The sequence below is a fragment of the Nocardiopsis prasina DSM 43845 genome, from assembly GCF_000341265.1.
Taxonomy (GTDB): Bacteria; Actinomycetota; Actinomycetes; order Streptosporangiales; family Streptosporangiaceae; genus Nocardiopsis; species Nocardiopsis prasina.
Map to the genome: position 1 here is coordinate 1 of NZ_ANAE01000109.1, position 15771 is coordinate 15771.

The window sequence follows — 15771 nt, forward strand, 5'->3', positions numbered from 1 at the left end:
ACGGCCCGGGGTCCGGCTTTCCCACGCCCAAGTGGCGATGGGCGAGCAGCCTCAGCAGCTCCGTTCGCGTGGGTGCGGTAATCCGCTCGAAGGGGTCGCCCTCGCCCGCCCAGCCAAGGGGGCGGCGCGCCACGTACTTCTCGTGGGGTGGCTTTCCCTCGATGGTCATCGCCCAGTGCCGGTAGAGCAGATCGCAGAGGACGTGCTCCGGAACGGGCGGTTCGCCGCCGGATGAGCCTTCCCGGGGGACCCGTCGCTCAGCCCGGGGAGCGGCCGGGAGGTTGGGGTGGTCGGTGATGGCCTGGTCGATCATCTGGGTGGCCAGCTCGGCGTCGTCTTCCTCCTGAGCCATGCGCAGGGCCTCGTGGATCAGTGGGAGCCGGTTGCGCAGGGTGTGGGCGTGCCACTCGGCCAGTTCCTGAGGGGTGAGGCGGGCTGGAGGGAGGAGGGCGTCCCCGACTGCGGCGAGAAGGTCCCCGGTGTAGGTGTCCAGCATCAGAGGGACACCCCCAGTCGGCGCAGTCCGGCCAGGACGGCGTGGAGGACGTCCAGGGGTGCGGTCTCCAGCGGTCGCCGGGGCGAGGGGATGAGCGGCGGGCGGAGGGACGCGGCGTAGCCGCGCACGCGCCCAGCCCTGCGCGGGCGTCGGGGGCGGTGTGAGAGGTCTCCGGCAGCGCCAATGATTCGCGGGGCGAGCCAGGGGATAAGGTCGGGCATGTCGGCGCTCCTAGTCAGCGTTGGCCGTGCCCCGGGAGCCCTCCTACCGGCTCGCCGGGGTCTGGACTCCCTGACCCTAGGTCTCCGAACGCGAGGGAGGGGGTAGCGTCGCTACCCCCTCGACAAGGGGTACGAGTCGTACCCCCGGACCCGCGCCACTCAGGCGACCCGTACTCCGATCCTGCGAGCGAGCGAGCGTACGTCGTCGCGAATCATGCCGTTCCTCGACTCACTGAGCCTGATCACGGCTGAGCGCGCGAACCGGTTGTACCTCGCGGTCTCGGGGGACTCCTCGTAGGCCTTGTTGAGCAGGTGGACGACCGCGATGTCCTCGTTCTGGAGATCGTGTGCACGAGCCGACTCGATCAGGTGGAAGCTCCTCCGGGTGGCCGAGGGCATCGACGCGAGGTCGATCCTGGTCGCCGCCCGAACGGCAGACCCGCCCTGGAGAAGGTCCGCGTTCATGGTGACGGCGTAGGCGTCGACCATCCCCCGACCGAAGATCAGATAGGGGTGCGCGTACTGATCCCCGAGCCGCCGGGCCGCTTCGTCAGCCCGGTCCCAGTAGCGCCAGGCGTCCCCGGACTTGCCGACTTTGGCGTGTGACAGGGCAGCTCCGAGTTGCAGCAGACCCCACCGAGCAAGATCCTCGGGGCCGTGGGCGGGCTTGACCAGTCGTGCCGCGCTCATGGCGAGGTCGACACGGGCTTCATGCCGTTCACCGGCGTCGCGGAACACGTGGTTCATGTACCAGGCGGCCACTGCGATGGCGTGGGGGTCGTCCGCGTCCTGGGCCGCCGCCATCGCCCGGTCCCCGGTGAGGGTCACCAGTTCCTGCGCGGGCTGGAAGCTCACGTAGAGCTGCGCCAGGTGGTACACCTGCGCCAGAGCGGTGAGGGCCCGGCGCCGCTCGTTTCCCTCGACTTGGCGCACGGTCCGCTGGATGTCGGCCAGCAGATCCGGGATCACTTCGGCCACCCCGCTGCGGTGGTTCCGGTTGCCGTGCCACAGCTGCCATCCGTGCCGCACCCGGTCGGCCACCTGACGAGAGGTCAGAGGTTCCGTGTCCGAGGAGGTCAGGTGATAGGTGGTCAACGCGGTGCGGATCGCGGGCAGCTTCTCGTGAGCGTCACGTGTGACAGTGGTGGCCGACAACCGTTGTTCTCCGGTGAGGTCCGCGAGGTCCTTCACTTGGAGCACCTCGGCGAGCCGCAGCAGCAGCGGTAGCCGGGGCACCTGTAGACGGCCGGTCTCGATCGCTTTGACCCATTCGGCCGAGCGGCCGACGAGCCCGCCCAGGACCGCACGGGTCAGGCCTTTCCGTGTGCGGTGGTGCCGTAGGCGTTTTCCGAAATCGGGCACTTCCGTCGGGGTACAATCGGTGGGCATGGCCCCTCCCCTTCCTGATCAGGTCGCACTGTCAGGCTACGGGGCGGGGCCTTTGCCATGAAAGGAATTCACGGAACTCCGCTCCCGCCAATGAGGAATCCCGTTCCCAGGAGGATCAGAGTCAGGTGACCTCGGAATGGTCGGCCTCACCTGTGGGTAGCTCTCTGAGAGCGCTGCGGTCCAGCGTCAGGTCCCCTGCGCGAGGTCCTCAAGACAGTCTGAAAGAGCCCCCCGTGAACCTCATGATCAACTCTGACGTCCTCGGCTTCCGGATCTCCAGCTACAGCGACCGAACCAACTGTGTCGCCATCACAGACACCCCAAGGGGCGCCATGGTCCGCGACTCCAACGCACCCGGAGCGCGTTCACCTGCCCTTCCCTGGGGCGGAGTGGGTCGCGCTCCTAAGCACCGAATGTCCTCAGACAAAAGAGCAGGAAACCAACCATGCATCAGAGCCGTGACCAAGGGCTAACCTTCCGGAAGTCGTCCTACAGTGCGACTGCGAATGACTGTGTCGAGGTCGCTGACCTGACCACCGGGGCTGCCGTCCGTGACACCCAGAACCGCGAGGCCGGACACCTCCTCTTCCCCTGTCAGGAATGGTCAGCCCTCCTCACCGGGGTGCGCGCCGGGAGCTGGAAACACAAAAAGGCCCCGGGAAAAACCCAGGGCCTCTTCGGTGGCTACAGCGGTTCAGGAATCCGGACGCCGCATTCCTGAACCCTGTCGCGATCAGAGGTCGGTGACCTCCGCGTGAGCGGCCTTCCTGACGGCCTCCCGCCCCTGCGCCGGAGTCTCCGCGTTGAGGGCGAGGTTGGCCAGCGCGCGGCACTCCTCCTCGGTGTGCCGCGCCAGCGCGTAGCGCACGGCGGGCAGCGCCGGGGGCGCGGCGGACAGGCTGGTCACGCCGAGTCCCACCAGAACCACCGCGAGCAGCGGGTCTGCGGCGGCCTCACCACACACCCCCACGGAACGCTCCGCCCTCTTCCCTGCCGCCCCCACCTGGCCGATCAGGCTCAGGAGCGCGGGCTGCCAGGGGTCCAACAGGTCAGGCAGCGAACCCAGGGTGCGGTCGGCCGCCATCGTGTACTGGGCCAGGTCGTTCGTGCCGATGGACACGAAGTCCACCCGGGACAGCAGCCGGTCAGCGAGCAGCGCCGCGGCGGGCACCTCCACCATCACGCCGACCTCGGTGATCCCCGCTTCACGGGCGAGGGTGGCGAACTCCTCGGTCTCGGCGGGCGTGGACACCATCGGCGCCATCACCCGGACCCGGGTGTTCTCGCAGGCCTTCGTCGCGGCCGCGATGGCCGTGAGCTGGTCGGAGAGCAGATTCGGGTGCACGCGGGTCGTGCGGAAGCCACGCACCCCCAGCGCGGGGTTGTCCTCCTCGCCGGTGTCAGCGAAGGCCAGCGGCTTGTCCGAACCCGCGTCCAGGGTCCGCACGGTGACGGTACGGCCCTCGAAGGCGCGGAACAGCTTGGTGTAGGACTCGGTCTGCTCGGCGACCGTGGGCGGCTCAGCCCTGTCGAGGAACAGGAACTCGGTGCGCAACAGACCGATGCCCTCGCTGTCGTGCGCACCGGCCTCGTCCGGGTCGCCCTCACCCGCGTTGAGGAGCAGCGAAACCGGGACACCGTCGGACGTGCGGCCGGGACCGGAGCTCTCCGCCAGCACGGCCCGACGCCGCTCGGCCCGCAGGCGAACCCGCTCGGCCACCTCGGGGTCCGGATCCACCTCGACGGTTCCCTTGTCCCCGTCCACGGCGACGAGCGTGCCGTCGGTCAGCTCCTCCGCTCCCGGACAGCCCACCACGGCGGGCAGACCCAGGGAACGGGCGAGGATGACGGTGTGGCTGGTGGGACCACCGAGGCGGGTGACGATGGCCTTCACCTGGCTGGTGTCCAGGCGCACGGTGTCGGCGGGCGCGAGGTCCTCGGCCACCAGCACGTGCGGGTGACCGGGGTCGGGCAGCCCGGGCATGGGCAGCCCGAGCAGGACAGAGACCGCACGGTCCCGGATGTCGGCCAGGTCAGCTGCGCGCTCGGCCAGGTAGCCCCCCGCGGCCAGAAGCAGGTCCTGGTAACGGCCACAGGCGTCCCGCACCGCCCAGGCGGCGGCCCGGTTCTCGGTGATGCCCTCCTCGACCTGGCGCCGCAGCTCCGGGTCGCGGGCCATGAGCGCCTGCGCGTTGAGCACGGCCGCGGCCTCACCGTCGAGCCCGGCGGCCCGGCCTTCGAGGTCGGTCGCCACACTCTCCAGAGCGGCGCGCGCCGACTCCTTCTCGGCCCCGACGTCGGTCACCTCGGGCTCGGTCTCCGGGAGTGAGGGTGGGGCCGCCATCCTGGCCACCGGAGCGACGGCCCCACCCGGACCAGCCGCGATGCCTTCCAGTGCCCGGGTGGGGTTCGTCTGCTCCATGTGCGCTCTCCTGAGGGGGTCTGTTTTCGAGTAGCTACCCGGAATCGGTCTGGTGTGCCGGACCGAACCGGAGAAGGGTCAGCGTCAGGGCTGGATGGTGACCTTGACGGCCGTGCCCGAGGCCACGGTCTCGATCGCCTTGTGGACGTCCGACAGCGGCATCCGCTCGGTGATGAGGTCGGCGACCGGGACGGCACCCGAGGAGATCAGTTCGAGGGCCCGCTTGTTGTGCGCGGGGCTGGAACCGTTGGCACCGAAGATCGAGATCTCCTTGTAGTGCACCACGTTGGCGTCCAGCTGGATGATGGGAGCGTCCTTGGGCAGACCGCCGAAGAAGCTGATCCGGCCGCTGCGCGACACCATGCGGAGCGCGTCCTCCTGGGCCTTCCCGGAGGCGGCGGCGGTGATCACCACGTCCGCGCCGCGCTCACCCGTGAGGCGCAGGACCTCGGCGACGGCGTCGGTCTCCTCGCCGCAGATCGAGGCGTCCGGCTCCACGATGGCGGCGGACATGTCCAGGCGGCCGCGGTTGAGGTCGACCAGGTACACCTTGGCCGCGCCCTTGGCCCGGGCCAGCCGCACGTGCAGGCAGCCGATCGGACCGGCGCCCATGACCACGACCGTGTCGCCCTCGCCCACACCGGCGATCTCCTGGCCGTTGAGCACGCAGGCCAGCGGCTCGGCCACGGAGGCCTCGGCGAGGTCGATGTTGTCCGGCACCCGGTTGACGCCGTCCACCGCGAGAACGGCCTCGGGGATGATCATGTACTCGGCGAAACCACCGTCGTAGTGGTACCCCATGGACTCCTGCTTGGAGCAGACGGTGAAGCGGCCGTCGGAGCACTCCACGCACTTCCCACAGGGGATGGCCGCGATGACCTGGACCCGGTCGCCCTCGGCCCAGCCGTCGACGCCCTCGCCGACCTCGACGATCCGGCCCGCGATCTCGTGGCCGATGACCCGGGGCGGGCGGATGTGGTGGTGGCCGTGCTTGGAGATCTTCACGTCGGTGCCGCAGGTGGAGCAGTTGGCGACGGCGATCTTGAGCTGCCCCGGTCCGGGGGTGGGCTCGGGTGCCTGCTCCAGACGGATGTCACCTGGGGCGTAGAAGCGGGCGACGAGCATGTTCGGGCCTTTCTGGTGGGGCTTGGCCGGGGCGGGTTCTCCGCCCCGACCGGTGGAGCGTCTGTTCGGTGGTTGGGGATCAGCCCGCGGCGGGTGCGAGGAGCTCGAGGACGTCCTCGACGCTGGTCGCTCCGCGCAGGCTGGCAGCGCGCTCGGGGTCAGTAAGGACCCCGGCCAGCGAGGACAGCACCTTGAGGTGCTCGTCGCCGGAGGCCGCGATGCCGATGGCGACGTGCACGGTGGGCCCGCCCCAGTCGATCCCCTCCGGGAACTGGATCACGGCCAGGGCCGTCTTCTTGACCATCGTCCGCGAGGCGTCGGTGCCGTGCGGGATGGCCACCCCCTCCCCCACGAAGGTGGGGATGGAGGCCTCGCGCTCGTGCATGGCGGGCACGTAGCCGGGTTCGACGGCGCCGAGCTCCACGAGGAGGGCCCCGCACTGGTCGATGGCGTCGGCGCGGTCCTTGGCGGTCCCGCCGAGCCGCACCGACTCGGCGGTGAGGGTGAGGTCAGTCGCCAAGGGTGCCACCGTCCCGGATGGCCGCCTCCACGCGGGCGAACGCGGGGTCGCCGAGGAACATCTGGAAGGGCACGACCACGGTGTCGCCCGCCCGGTGGCGGGCGCGGTCGACGAGACCGGCGTGGCAGAGGACGAGGTCGGCGTCCTCGGGGATGCGGTCGACCGGCGAGTGCTCGACGGTGACGCCGTGGGGCGACAGGCTCTTCTTGAGCTGCGAGGTGAGCAGGACGCTGCTGCCCATCCCGGCGTCGCAGGCGACGACGACCTTCTTGATGTCGGAGCCTTCGATGGTGGCCATGAACGGTTCTCCCAGTTCTGTGGTGGTTGGGGTTTCGGTGGACTACTCGCCCTGGTCTGCCTTGGCCTTCTCCGCCTCGGCGGCCTCCCGCTCAGCCTTGCGCTCGGCCCGGCCGAAGCCGAGGAGCAGCGAGGCGACGGCGAACGACGCGAGCGTTCCGACCAGGACTCCGGCCAGGACACCGATGTGGTCGCCGCGCGGGGTGACCGCCATGAGGGCGAAGATGCTGCCGGGCGCCGGGGTGGCGAGCAGGCCGACGTCGAAGAGGAGGAACGTGGTGATGCCGGACATGCCACCGGCGATCGCCGCGAGGATGAGCTTCGGCTGGGCGAGGATGTACGGGAAGTAGATCTCGTGGATGCCACCGAAGAAGTGGATGATGATCGCACCGGGGGCGGTCGCCCTGCTCAGCTTCGGGCCGAAGAGCATGCAGGCCACAAGGATGCCCAGACCCGGGCCGGGGCTGGTCTCGATGAGGAACTCGATGGCCTTGCCCTGGTCGGCGACCCGCACCACGCCCAGGGGTCCGAGGACACCGTGGTTGATGGCGTTGTTGAGGAACAGGACCTTGGCGGGCTCGATGATGATCGAGACCAGCGGCAGCAGCGACAGGTCGATGAGGAACTGCACGCCCCGGCCGAGCCAGGAGGCGATGGTGGTGACCACAGGGCCAATGGCGTAGAGCCCCGTGATGGCCATGAGGCCACCGAGGATGCCGGCGCTGAAGTTGTTGACCAGCATCTCGAAGCCGCTGGGGGTCCTGGGCTGGAGGACCTTGTCGATCTGCTTGATCAGGTACGCGGCGAGCGGACCGGCCAGCATCGCGCCGAGGAACATCGGGATGTCGGCGGAGACGATCACACCGATGGTGGCGATGGCACCGACCACGCCGCCGCGCTTGTCGTAGATGAGGTGACCGCCGGTGTACCCGATCAGCAGCGGCAGCAGGAAGCTGATCATCGGGTCGACGAGCTGGGCCATGTGCTCGTTGGGCCACCAGCCGTCGGGGATGAACAGCGCCGTGATGAGGCCCCAGGCGATGAACGCGCCGATGTTGGGCATCACCATGCTCGCCAGGAAGCCGCCGAAGCGCTGGACTCCCGAGCGCACGTTGACGAGTCTGCTCTGCTGGGTTGACATGGGGGAACCTCCTGGGAGGTCCGGCGGGCGGTCTGCCTCGGCCGGGGAGAGAGTGGTTGTGGGGTGGGTCAGACGGCGCGGACGTTGGGACCGGCCGTCTCCAGTTCGTCCGCGAGTCCGTCGGCGAGTCCGTTGTCGGTGATGACGAGGTCGAGGTCCTCGACAGCGGCGAAACGGGCGAAGTGGTCGTTGCCGACCTTGGTGTGGTCGGCGAGGAGCACGGAGCGCCGAGAGGAGGCGATCATGGCCCTCTTGACCTCGGCCTCGGCCGGGTCGGGGGTGGTCAGGCCTCGTTCGACGGACACTCCGTTGGAGGCCATGAAGGCCACGTCGACGTAGCACTCGGCGAGGGCGCGCAGGGCCCAGGACTCGACGCTGGCCTGGGTCCGGGTCCGGATACGGCCGCCGAGAAGCATGAGGTTGATGTTGGTTCGTGGGGTGAGGGTGAGAGCTATTGAGAGGGAGTTGGTGACGACAGTGAGCTCGCGGTCCGTGGGCAGCTGTTCGGCCAGACGCCCCGTGGTGGATCCCGCGTCCAGGAGGATGGCGCCCTCGTCCGGAAGTTCGGCGAGCGCGGCCTTGGCGATCCGCTCCTTCTCCTGGGTCATGACGGAGTCGCGCACAGTGAGGGCGGGCTCGAAGCCCAGTCGCTCGACGGGGATCGCGCCACCGTGGACCCTGCGCAGGACCCCGTGCCGCTCAAGGGCGGTGAGGTCGCGGCGGACGGTCTCGTAGGTCACGTCGAACTCCGAGGCGAGACCCGTCACGTCGACCCGACCATCGTGGCGGGCGCGTTCGAGGATCACCTTCTGGCGCTCTTCCGCGTACATGTTGGATCACCTGTGTTTCGGTGTGGTTTTCGGTGAGTTTAATGGTGTTGCATGGGACACACAAGGGGTATCTCACCCCAATATCCCAGCAACCCCACCAGGTTGTCAGCAGAAGGATCATCCGACCCTCGGGCGTTGTGACCAGGAGACAGCACGGGTCACGCGACCCTCGGTCCACCGAGAAGCATCCATCGGATCCGCGTCACACCATTGACACACACAGACAAACACACATAATCAAAGACAGAACCACATCCCCCATGGAGACACCCACAGCCAGCGGAACCCCACCTCCTCGGGCGCACCCTTCCACTGCGGAGGCACCCGGACCGGGCGCGTCACACCCCTCGAAGAGAGCACCCATGATCCTGACCCTCACCCCGAACCCGAGCGTCGACCACACCCTTGAGGTCGACCGCCTCGTCCGAGGCGAGGTGCTCCGCGTGCGCGACACCCGCTCCCAGGCGGGCGGCAAGGGAGTGAACGTCTCCCGGGCCCTGTTCGGCAACGGGGTCACCACACGCGCGCTCCTCCCTGTCGGCGGCGGCGGTGGGGCCGAACTCGTCACCCTCCTCGGCGACCTGCCCCGCGTCACCGTGCCCATCGCTGGTGAGACCCGCGGGAACGTCACCGTCACCGAGTCCGACGGCACCACCACCAAGCTCAACGCCGCCGGCCCCGTGATGTCCCCCGAGGAGGTCGAGGCCCTGCTCGACGCCCTGGAGGACGAGCTGACCCGCTCCCCCGCCTGGGTGGTGGCGAGCGGCAGCCTCCCCGCCGGGGTCCCCGAGGACCTGTACGTGCGGGTCGCGAGTCTGGCCGCCGCCCACGGCGTGCCCCTGGCCCTGGACACCTCCGGTGCGCCGCTGACCGCCGCCGCCAAGGCCGGATCCATCACCCTGCTCAAGCCCAACCAGGAGGAGCTCGCGGCGCTGGTCGACCGCGAGCTGACCACCCTCGGCGACGTCACCGAGGCGGCCCGTGAGGTCCTCGCCTGGGGAAACGAGTCCGCGCTGGTCACCCTGGGCGGCCACGGAGCGCTCCTCGTCACGGAGCGGGACGTGCGTTGGGCACGCGGACCCCGGGTCCGCACCCGGAGTACCGTGGGCGCGGGTGACAGCGCGCTCGCGGGATTCCTCGCCGGAGACGGCTCCCCGGAGGAGCGCCTCCGTCAGGCCGTGGCCTGGGGGACCGCGGCCGTCGCGCTTCCGGGAACGACCGTCCCCCACCCCGACGACGTCGCCACCGACGGCGTCAGCCCGGCGACCGAGCCCGACCCTGACTGGCGCATCGAACCGTCGTCGTGACCACCCGTTCCACAGCCACACACCACCGTGACCGGGGCCGGACCTCCCGGCCCCGCCCGACACCCTCCAAGGACTGACATGCCCGAGCGCACCGTTGTCATCGGATCCCTCCTCGGCCTGCACGCCCGGCCCGCGACACTCTTCGTCCAGGCGGTCAACGAGACCGGTCTGCCCGTGACCGTCTCCCGCGCGGACCACAAGCCGGTGGACGCCCGCAGCGTGCTGGCGGTCATGGCGATGGGGGCCTCACACGGCGAGACCATCACGCTGACCTGCGAGGACGAGAACTCGGACGCGGCCCTGGACGGCCTGGTGGAGATGCTCGGCAAGGAACTGGACCCGAAGTAGCCGGGACCGGGGCGGGCGGCCGTCCCCGCCCGCCCCTCCAGGCCAACCCGCCCCTCAGATCAGCCCGCCGTCGAGTAGACGGACGGCCTCCTCGCGCATCTGGACCTTGCGGACCTTGCCGGTGACCGTCATGGGGAACTCGTCCACCACGTGGACGTAGCGCGGGATCTTGTAGTGCGCGATCCGGCCCTCGCAGAAGGCGCGCAGGGCCTCGGCGGTGAGGGGATCGGCGCCGTCGCGCATGCGCACCCAGACCATCAGCTCCTCGCCGTACCTCTGGTCCGGAACCCCGATGACCTGGGCGTCCAGCAGGTCGGGGTGGGTGTACAGCAGCTCCTCCACCTCGCGCGGGTAGATGTTCTCGCCGCCCCGGATCACCATGTCCTTGATGCGGCCGGTGATGCTCACGTAGCCGTCGTCGTCCATGACGGCGAGGTCGCCGGTGTGCATCCAGCGGCCCGCGTCGACCGCCTCGGCCGTCTTGTCCGGCTGGTTCCAGTAGCCGAGCATCACCGAGTAGCCCCGGGTGCACAGTTCGCCGGGGACGCCGCGCGGGACCGTGACCCCGGAGGCGGGGTCGATGACCTTCACCTCCAGATGCGGCCCGACCCTGCCCACGGTGGACACCCGGCGCTCCAGAGAGTCGTCGGTCCGCGTCTGGGTGCTCACCGGGGAGGTCTCCGTCATCCCGTAGCAGATCGACACTCCGGCCATCCCCATCCGGTCGATGACCTGGCGCATCACCTCGACCGGGCAGGGCGACCCGGCCATGATCCCGGTGCGCAGCGTGGAGAGGTCGTAGGAGTCGAAGTCGGGCAGGGCCAGCTCGGCGATGAACATGGCGGGCACGCCGTACAGCGAGGTGCAGCGCTCCGCCTGGACGGCGTCGAGCGCGGCGGCGGGGTCGAACCCGGGGCCCGGGATGACCATGCACGCACCGTGGCTGGTGGCGGCCAGGTTTCCCATCACCATGCCGAAGCAGTGGTAGAAGGGCACGGGGATGCAGATCCGGTCGGCCTCGGTGTATCCCAGCAGCTCACCGACGGAGTAGCCGTTGTTGAGGATGTTGTGGTGGGATAGGGTCGCGCCCTTGGGGAACCCGGTCGTGCCGGAGGTGTACTGGATGTTGACCGGGTCGTCCGGGGAGAGCGTGGCCTCGACCTCGTGGAGTGCGTCCGGATCGCCCCCGTCACCGGCGGCGAGCAGCGCCGCCCAGGCCGGGCCGTCGAAGAGCACCACCTCGCGCAGCTCGGGGCACTTTCCGCGCACCTGCTCGATCATCGCGGCGTAGTCGGAGGACTTGAACGAGGGCGCGGCGACCAGCACCGAGATCCCCGCCTGGTTGAGCACGTACTCCAACTCGTGGGTGCGGTAGGCGGGGTTGATGTTCACCATGACGGCGCCGACGCGGGCGGTCGCGTACTGGACGAGGACCCACTCGGTCCGGTTGGGCGCCCAGACGCCGACCCGGTCCCCCTTCACCACGCCGAGGTCGAGCAGTCCCAGCGCCACCCGCTCGACCTCCGCGCCGAACTCCCGGTAGGTGAGCCGGAGCCCGGAGGCCCGGTCCACCAGAGCGTCCCGGTCGGGGTGCGCGGCCACGGTCCGGGCCAGGTCGCCGCCGATGGTGTCGCCGAGCAGAGGGGTGGTGGAGGTGCCGGAGGCGTAGCTGGGAAGGGCGGCGTTCACACTCAAGTCCAGGCTCCTTGCCGTGCGGGACAGTGGATCCCACGCCCGGAGGAGCACTGGCCGCACCCCTCCGGACATGTAAGCCAGATCACACTTATCACGCACCCCGGTCCGAGGGAAGGCCTTCCCCTCCGCCCCGGGAGGACGCCTACTCCTTGACTCGGTGCACCTTGTGCGCGGCCGCCTGGGCGCGCGGACGGACCACGAGCAGGTCGACGTTGACGTGCGGCGGCCGGGTGATCGCCCACACGATGGTGTCGGCCACGTCCTCGGCGCTCAGCGGGTCCGGAACCCCGGCGTACACGGCCTCGGCACGCTCGGCGTCCCCGCGCAGGCGGTTGAGGGAGAACTCCTCGGTCTTGACCATGCCGGGGGCCACCTCCAGGACGCGGACCGGTTCCCCGCACAGTTCCAGGCGCAGGGTGGCGGCCAGGGTGTGGGCTCCGTGCTTGGCGGCCACGTAACCGCCGCCGCCCTCGTAGACGCCGTGTCCGGCCACTGAGGAGACGACCAGGACGGTGCCGTCCCCGCTGGCGATGAGCTTGGGCAGCAGGGCCTGGGTCATGTTGAGCACGCCCAGGACGTTGACCTCGTACATGCGCCGCCAGTCGGCGGGGTCGCCGTTGGCGACGGTCTCGGTGCCGATCGCCCCGCCCGCGTTGTTGACCAGCACGTCACAGGAGCCCAGCTCCTCGGCGAAGGCGTCGACGTCCGCGCGGTCGGTGACGTCGAGGACCCGGGCGCGGGCCGAGTGACCGCTGCCGGTGATCTCCTCGGCGAGCGCCTCGATCCGGTCGGCGCGGCGGGCCACCAGGACCACCTCGTAGCCCTCGGCGGCGAGCCCGCGCGCGGTGGCGGCACCGATCCCGCTGCTGGCTCCGGTGACGACCGCGGTCGCTGTCATGTGGTTCCTCCCAAGGTCAGGTGTCGCGCCGAGCGTATCCGGGGACGGGGGTACTCATCGCCCTCTGGTGATGGACGCGGTCTACCACCTACAAACCGCTGAACATAACGACATTAGTGAGCTGCGCAGAGACCTGCTGGTGCTGCCGCACCAGACCCCGTCCCCTCTCCGGCCCGGCCCGGCCGGGGAGCCCCTGCGCTACCTGCTCGGGGGTGCGCGACCTTACACGAAGCACGCCGTGGAGATTCGCTCCCATTCCCCGGGAATGGGGCGGCGGATGATGGCGGAGATCATCGGCAGGACCGTGGCGCGCGGGGTGATCGATCCCGAGGCTGCGGTTAGCACCCAGCTGGAGGTGTGCCAGGCACTACTACGCAACCACTTTCGATTCTGGCTAGAACCCATCCCGGACAACTTGGTGGTAGAGGTCGTGGACACAGTCCTGTCCTACTGCTCCACTCGAGCCCGAACCTCGGGGTTGTGCCCGGGAGCTCGCGCTTTCCACCTGCGAAAATGCCCGATCAACCACCCTGGCTTCAGGTTGAGGGCACGGCTCAAAGGACCGAATATCAACTGCCCTTGCTGTGCTGCTTCTCAGTCAGATCGTCTTTGATGACCGAGTTGAGCAGCGGAAGCGCGCCACCGAATGCCGCTCCTGCTGTGAGAATTGCAACCGGCCATGACTCTGCGGCCAAGAGCGTAAGCGCGCCAGCGACAACACTGACCCAGCAGCAGCCGAAGAAGATGGTCGCTGCACGCTGGTCAACCATGCTGATGCCTCCAAAGCCCGGATTTCAAGGATCAGTCCTCTTCCTCTGAACCGAGCATCCGAGCAAGCTCGCGCCGGAGGCCCTCCCGCTCGACCCCGGGAAGCTGCCGGTAGTGCGCCCAAACCTGTTCAGCTTTGGACATGGGACGCCGGTCCAGCGCCATCCAGGAGAGGAGGTTCGTCTTCTCGCGCTTCGACAGCTCCCGAACCTGGTCACGCACATGGTCCGCAGTGAACTGCACAGGGGTGAGTTGCTTCGCTGTCTCGTTACACCGAGCACACTCGGTCACGAGATTCTCCGCGGCTGCGCTCGCGCCATAAGCGTGTGCGTTGATGTGACCGAGAGTCAGCCGGGCGCTGCTACCAGGCTCTTCCGGATACTCTTCACCGGATGAGATACCGCACCGGACGCACCGGTGGTGGTCACGGTCCATGACCTCACGTCGAAGCCTCCCGCTGACTGTTCTCAACCCGGTCGAACGTTTCCCCGGTTCCCACACATGAGCGCCGATGGTCTCCAGGAAAAGCTCGTCAGGACTAAGCGAAGCCATGTCACGGTATGTCTTGATGATCCATCCGGCTGGTCGAAGGTCGCGCATACGCCGGTCGATCTGCTCGACCCCAGGGATAGCTTCCCTCATGTCCTGTTTGCGGAAACGCTGACCTTCTCCCACCTGCTCATACAGCCAAAGGGCGACACGGATGCGCCCTCCAAGCGACCGGTCGCTCCAGTCAGGACGTCCTTCTTCTGTGGGCACGCTCGTTCGGGTCCGTTTCTGTCCGGCATGGCCTTTGCCTGCTAATGCGGGCTTACTTGAGGGTGAGAGCATCGTAACCTGTCGGCACCTTCACGGCAAGATCCGGCAAGCCATCGGCGCCCATCGGCATACTAGTAGACATCGATCCGGTCTGCGGGACTGGTCGGACCCCGCCGGTAGAATCGGCCGGTCCGGGGATCCGCCAAGGCAGTTATCCACAAGTCCGCGTTGCCGGTAGAACCGCTGCTCAGACCTTGGGACGATCAGCGGGGGACCAATCGTCGGCTTTCCGCCCAGCACGTGAGGTGTGAGGGCGTGGGCAGAGAGGAAACTGCATGTCCGGTGAAGGACGCACGTACACGTCCGTTGAGATCTGCGCAGGCGCAGGCGGACAAGCCCTCGGCTTGCACCGTGCGGGCTTCGAGCACCGTGCACTGATTGAAATCGACCCCCATGCAGTCCAGACTCTGCAGCACAACACCCGTAGGCAGGGGTGGCGAAACTGCGCGATCCTCCAGTGGGACCTCACAGACTTCGAGATGGCAGACCTCAAGAAGGAACTGGGAGACGACCGCCTCGACTTGCTGGCCGGCGGTGTCCCCTGCCCTCCCTTCTCCCTTGCTGGAAAACAGTTGGGCGAAGATGACGAACGCGACCTCTTCCCTGTCATGCTCGACATGGTTAAGCAGCTTGAGCCACGCGCAGTGATGATCGAGAACGTTCGCGGGCTGCTCGAACCCGAGCACAAGTTCCGTGATTACCGGCTCAAGATTCGGGACTCGTTGGAGAGCCTGGGGTACCGGGTTCTGGGATGGGATGTCCTAGAAGCTCGCGACTACGGCGTCCCACAGCTTCGGCCGAGGGCCATCCTGGTGGCGATGCGCGAGCCAGAGGCCTCACATTTCCTTCCGCCCCGTGCAAGCGGAGAGGTTGTTACTGTGGCCAAAGCCCTAGACGAAACCATGCGCATGCGATTCGGAACATCTGCCAGGGGTCTGAAGCACTACGGAAAGTGGCGGCAGGCTGCCTTGAAGAAGGGCACTGTGGCTCCGACACTGGTCGGCGGATCGAAGAAGCACGGAGGTGCGGACCTGGGACCGACCCGCGCCAAGCGGGCCTGGGCTGAACTCGGGGTAGACGGGCACGGGGTAGCCGACCCGCACGGCCAGACCAAGGACAAGCAGCGAGATTTGTACGGTGAACGCGGTCCCAAGCTGACTGTCGAGCAGGCTGCGATCATCCAGGGTTTCCCCACCGACTGGGAGTTCCAGGGTCGTAAGACGGCTGCTTACCGGCAGGTTGGCAACGCTTTTCCTCCGCCGGTAGCACAGGCCGTGGGCGAAGCCATCATCCGCGCTCTCAAGGCATCGGACGTCGGCGTCGAGCGGCCGAAGGAACAGGTTGAAGGCCTACTCGAATTCCTGACCCCGCACCAGCTCACACTTACGGACTGAGGGCCAACCGAGTATCAGTTTCCCGACCTCAGCGCGTGTTCCCATCGATCTCTAATTCCCAGGAGTCCGGGTTCGTCTTTTCCGAGCAATTGTTTATCCCA

18 protein-coding genes are annotated in these 15771 nt (G+C 68.4%); 5 read left to right on the forward strand and 13 right to left on the reverse strand.

The window, feature by feature from the left end:
* From D452_RS0110450 to D452_RS0110460, 3 genes are all read right to left on the reverse strand, one after another.
* A partial coding sequence (locus D452_RS0110450) for a hypothetical protein (protein WP_026129168.1) occupies positions 1-496 on the reverse strand: 496 nt, incomplete at its 3' end.
* On the reverse strand, positions 496-717 hold the full coding sequence (locus tag D452_RS0110455) for a hypothetical protein (protein ID WP_051061286.1): 222 nt from the start codon (positions 715-717) through the stop codon (positions 496-498). The genes D452_RS0110455 and D452_RS0110450, both read right to left, overlap by 1 nt.
* A gap of 159 nt (positions 718-876) precedes the next feature.
* Positions 877-2079 carry a helix-turn-helix domain-containing protein gene (locus D452_RS0110460; protein ID WP_239646363.1) on the reverse strand — a complete coding sequence of 401 codons (1203 nt, stop codon included), beginning with the start codon at positions 2077-2079 and terminating at the stop codon, positions 877-879.
* Between the two features lie 472 nt (positions 2080-2551).
* On the opposite strand from D452_RS0110460, the gene D452_RS29560 reads away from it, so the two are divergent.
* A complete protein-coding gene (locus D452_RS29560; RefSeq protein WP_083927489.1) occupies positions 2552-2827 on the forward strand; it encodes a DUF397 domain-containing protein in 276 nt (91 codons plus the stop codon).
* A 12-nt stretch (positions 2828-2839) separates the two neighbouring features.
* On the opposite strand, the gene ptsP is transcribed toward D452_RS29560, so the two are convergent.
* The 6 genes from ptsP to D452_RS0110490 all read right to left on the reverse strand — a co-directional run bounded on the left by ptsP (position 2840) and on the right by D452_RS0110490 (position 8441).
* Entirely contained in the window at positions 2840-4528 is a 1689-nt protein-coding gene (gene ptsP, locus D452_RS0110465) for a phosphoenolpyruvate--protein phosphotransferase (protein WP_017544100.1), read from the reverse strand.
* 84 nt (positions 4529-4612) lie between these two features.
* Positions 4613-5653, reverse strand: coding sequence for a zinc-dependent dehydrogenase (locus D452_RS0110470; protein WP_017544101.1), 1041 nt, complete (start codon positions 5651-5653; stop codon positions 4613-4615).
* A gap of 79 nt (positions 5654-5732) precedes the next feature.
* The gene (locus tag D452_RS0110475) at positions 5733-6173 is read right to left on the reverse strand and encodes a PTS sugar transporter subunit IIA (protein WP_017544102.1); all 441 of its coding nucleotides are present in this window, start codon (positions 6171-6173) and stop codon (positions 5733-5735) included.
* Positions 6163-6471: a PTS lactose transporter subunit IIB gene (locus D452_RS31095; RefSeq protein ID WP_017544103.1), complete on the reverse strand. Its 309-nt coding sequence runs from the start codon at positions 6469-6471 to the stop codon at positions 6163-6165. Before D452_RS31095 ends, D452_RS0110475 begins: the two co-directional genes overlap by 11 nt.
* 42 nt (positions 6472-6513) lie before the next feature.
* Entirely contained in the window at positions 6514-7611 is a 1098-nt protein-coding gene (gene mtlA, locus D452_RS0110485; protein WP_017544104.1) for a PTS mannitol transporter subunit IICB, read from the reverse strand.
* A gap of 68 nt (positions 7612-7679) precedes the next feature.
* Positions 7680-8441 (reverse strand): DeoR/GlpR family DNA-binding transcription regulator, encoded by a 762-nt coding sequence (locus D452_RS0110490; protein WP_017544105.1) that lies wholly within the window; start codon positions 8439-8441, stop codon positions 7680-7682.
* Positions 8442-8803: 362 nt separating this feature from the next.
* On the opposite strand from D452_RS0110490, the gene pfkB reads away from it, so the two are divergent.
* Together pfkB and D452_RS0110500 are read left to right on the forward strand one after the other, a co-directional pair.
* Positions 8804-9748, forward strand: coding sequence for a 1-phosphofructokinase (gene pfkB, locus D452_RS0110495; RefSeq protein WP_017544106.1), 945 nt, complete (start codon positions 8804-8806; stop codon positions 9746-9748).
* A gap of 78 nt (positions 9749-9826) precedes the next feature.
* Positions 9827-10096 (forward strand): HPr family phosphocarrier protein, encoded by a 270-nt coding sequence (locus D452_RS0110500; protein WP_017544107.1) that lies wholly within the window; start codon positions 9827-9829, stop codon positions 10094-10096.
* 54 nt (positions 10097-10150) lie between these two features.
* Here the strand turns inward: D452_RS0110500 and D452_RS0110505 are convergent, their stop codons facing one another.
* The gene (locus tag D452_RS0110505) at positions 10151-11785 is read right to left on the reverse strand and encodes an AMP-binding protein (RefSeq protein WP_017544108.1); all 1635 of its coding nucleotides are present in this window, start codon (positions 11783-11785) and stop codon (positions 10151-10153) included.
* A 148-nt stretch (positions 11786-11933) separates the two neighbouring features.
* Positions 11934-12689, reverse strand: a complete 756-nt coding sequence (locus tag D452_RS0110510) for an SDR family oxidoreductase (RefSeq protein WP_017544109.1) — start codon at positions 12687-12689, stop codon at positions 11934-11936.
* Between the two features lie 70 nt (positions 12690-12759).
* On the opposite strand from D452_RS0110510, the gene D452_RS29565 reads away from it, so the two are divergent.
* Positions 12760-13302, forward strand: coding sequence for a TetR-like C-terminal domain-containing protein (locus D452_RS29565; RefSeq protein ID WP_239646364.1), 543 nt, complete (start codon positions 12760-12762; stop codon positions 13300-13302).
* On the opposite strand, the gene D452_RS30870 is transcribed toward D452_RS29565, so the two are convergent.
* Together D452_RS30870 and D452_RS28065 are read right to left on the reverse strand one after the other, a co-directional pair.
* On the reverse strand, positions 13259-13459 hold the full coding sequence (locus D452_RS30870) for a hypothetical protein (protein WP_169336563.1): 201 nt from the start codon (positions 13457-13459) through the stop codon (positions 13259-13261). The two genes, D452_RS29565 and D452_RS30870, sit on opposite strands and share 44 nt — an antisense overlap.
* A 31-nt stretch (positions 13460-13490) precedes the next feature.
* On the reverse strand, positions 13491-14216 hold the full coding sequence (locus tag D452_RS28065) for an HNH endonuclease (RefSeq protein ID WP_040693508.1): 726 nt from the start codon (positions 14214-14216) through the stop codon (positions 13491-13493).
* A 335-nt stretch (positions 14217-14551) separates the two neighbouring features.
* Here D452_RS28065 and D452_RS0110520 point away from each other — a divergent pair, with 335 nt between their 5' ends.
* Complete coding sequence (locus D452_RS0110520; RefSeq protein WP_017544111.1) at positions 14552-15670, forward strand: DNA cytosine methyltransferase; 1119 nt, start codon at positions 14552-14554, stop codon at positions 15668-15670.
* Positions 15671-15771 lie beyond the last annotated feature (101 nt).

What these genes read in the sequence shown, in the direction of transcription:
- D452_RS0110455 (WP_051061286.1), bottom strand. Translation starts at nt 717, where the DNA reads ATGCCCGACCTTATCCCCTGGCTCGCCCCGCGAATCATTGGCGCTGCC.
- D452_RS29560 (WP_083927489.1), top strand. Translation starts at nt 2,552, where the DNA reads ATGCATCAGAGCCGTGACCAAGGGCTAACCTTCCGGAAGTCGTCCTAC.
- ptsP (WP_017544100.1), bottom strand. Translation starts at nt 4,528, where the DNA reads ATGGAGCAGACGAACCCCACCCGGGCACTGGAAGGCATCGCGGCTGGT.
- D452_RS0110470 (WP_017544101.1), bottom strand. Translation starts at nt 5,653, where the DNA reads ATGCTCGTCGCCCGCTTCTACGCCCCAGGTGACATCCGTCTGGAGCAG.
- D452_RS31095 (WP_017544103.1), bottom strand. Translation starts at nt 6,471, where the DNA reads ATGGCCACCATCGAAGGCTCCGACATCAAGAAGGTCGTCGTCGCCTGC.
- mtlA (WP_017544104.1), bottom strand. Translation starts at nt 7,611, where the DNA reads ATGTCAACCCAGCAGAGCAGACTCGTCAACGTGCGCTCGGGAGTCCAG.
- D452_RS0110490 (WP_017544105.1), bottom strand. Translation starts at nt 8,441, where the DNA reads ATGTACGCGGAAGAGCGCCAGAAGGTGATCCTCGAACGCGCCCGCCAC.
- pfkB (WP_017544106.1), top strand. Translation starts at nt 8,804, where the DNA reads ATGATCCTGACCCTCACCCCGAACCCGAGCGTCGACCACACCCTTGAG.
- D452_RS0110500 (WP_017544107.1), top strand. Translation starts at nt 9,827, where the DNA reads ATGCCCGAGCGCACCGTTGTCATCGGATCCCTCCTCGGCCTGCACGCC.
- D452_RS0110510 (WP_017544109.1), bottom strand. Translation starts at nt 12,689, where the DNA reads ATGACAGCGACCGCGGTCGTCACCGGAGCCAGCAGCGGGATCGGTGCC.
- D452_RS29565 (WP_239646364.1), top strand. Translation starts at nt 12,760, where the DNA reads ATGGACGCGGTCTACCACCTACAAACCGCTGAACATAACGACATTAGT.
- D452_RS30870 (WP_169336563.1), bottom strand. Translation starts at nt 13,459, where the DNA reads ATGGTTGACCAGCGTGCAGCGACCATCTTCTTCGGCTGCTGCTGGGTC.
- D452_RS0110520 (WP_017544111.1), top strand. Translation starts at nt 14,552, where the DNA reads ATGTCCGGTGAAGGACGCACGTACACGTCCGTTGAGATCTGCGCAGGC.